2 protein-coding genes are annotated in these 1561 nt (G+C 45.4%); one reads left to right on the top strand and one right to left on the bottom strand.

Translation table 11 applies throughout. From position 1 onward, the window contains the following. Positions 1-441 (top strand): hypothetical protein (locus K2Q26_13325; GenBank protein ID MBY0316498.1); only part of this gene is annotated, 441 nt, incomplete at its 5' end. Positions 442-521: 80 nt separating this feature from the next. On the opposite strand, the gene K2Q26_13320 is transcribed toward K2Q26_13325, so the two are convergent. Further along, entirely contained in the window at positions 522-1529 is a 1008-nt protein-coding gene (locus K2Q26_13320; GenBank protein MBY0316497.1) for a hypothetical protein, read from the bottom strand. Between the last annotated feature and the right edge of the window lie 32 nt (positions 1530-1561).

Genomic DNA, 1561 nt, shown 5'->3' with positions numbered 1-1561 from the left:
ACCGCTTCGAGTGATTGGATTCAGACCGCGCCTCCGAAAAAAACTCGCTATATTGCAACGATGTATCGTTCTCCGAATATGAAGAATAACATGCGTGCCACTCTGACCGTGCGCGTGGACAAATTAAATAGCCCAATGCCGATCAACGACTACGTTAAGCGTTGGACTAAAGAATATCCTCGTTTCGGTTTTGATGTTCGTGGCTCAAAAAAATTCTCAATGAATGGCAACGATGGCTACGTGATCGATTTAACAAACACGACCAAAAAACGCCAACTTCGCCAAGTGATTTTTATGAAGGAAAAAACGGCCGTTCTTCTCACCTGCCGTGATCACATCGCTTCCTTCAAAGACTCTCTTGCCGAGTGCAATAAAATGATCAAGAGCTTTAAGTGGAGCCAAGTGAACAACACCACAGCTTCCTCAAAGCGTCGCACATAACTGAAGAGAAGACTCCATTCTAAAAAATAAAAAGGAAGCTCATCGAGCTTCCTTTTTTTATTGGCTATAGTCCTTTATTCTTACTTTAGAGAAAGGGAATCTGCAGAATCGAGGAGAATTTGCGGATTCGCCTGGTTTGGATCGACTTCGTTGCCAGTGCCTTTCGCGCAAATGGTGAGACTGTAATTCGTGAGATAGTTACGCTCGCGCACGGCCAGCTCTTTTTTGCTGTCCCAGATGGCCTGCAACTTCGCGCGAATCTGTTTAAAAATGGCAGGGTCAAAGTTTAAGAGGGTAAAGGTCATGTCCAGATTGTCGCCAATGTCTTGTTTGATGGCGAAGACGTTGCCATTAACGATAGCGCTTTGAGGGAACATTACTAAGGGTCCGCATTTTTCGAGCGGTTGACCGTGAACATCTTTAATCGAGGAAATCACGGTGATGTCATCAGGATTTGATCCGACTCTGAGGTGCACCGGAGCGCCGGGGTTAGACATGATGGTGAATTTCAGTTTGATTTTATCGTTGCGGTAAAGATTTTTAACGGCGTCGAGATTTTTTGTAAACACCGGTAGAATGGCGTCTCCGTATTCCACCACCATGACCGGAGCGTGCTGGTTCTCAGTTAAAATGAGTGCGTGCACTTTAAAGATCGCTTCGGTTTTCCCTTTTAAAGCTTCGGGGAAAATAGTTTGGTGCTTGTAAGAGTCCCACTCGGACTTTTCGTATTTATATTTACTAATGATCACGATATTTTTAGCGAGAATGTGGCGCTGAGGAGAATCGATCATCGTGTTGAATTGACCTTTGACGCGAATTCGATCGTGACGCACCAGTTGAGTGAGCATGGTTTTTACATTTTGCATTTCGGGCGAAGTGTAATCGGCAATGATTGGGAAATAGACGGAGTCGAAAAAATTCTGCGGATTGCGGTAGGCGACGGTGTAGAGAAAATTTTCTTGATCGGCTCCATGAACCTCAAGTTCAAGCCCCTCCGGACTCTGTAGAGCCGCATTCACAGCCGCCATGTCCACGGCACCCGCGGAACTCACCACAAAAAGGACCAATGAGAAAAATAAGCTCTTCATAAAAGCCTCCCTATATATAGGGCCGGACATTA

Source organism: Bdellovibrionales bacterium, assembly GCA_019750295.1.
Lineage (GTDB): Bacteria > Bdellovibrionota > Bdellovibrionia > Bdellovibrionales > JAGQZY01 > JAIEOS01.
This window is presented reverse-complemented; position numbering and strand designations above follow the sequence as displayed.

Coding starts and splice junctions, on each gene's coding strand:
- K2Q26_13320 (MBY0316497.1), bottom strand. CDS start 1,529: ATGAAGAGCTTATTTTTCTCATTGGTCCTTTTTGTGGTGAGTTCCGCG.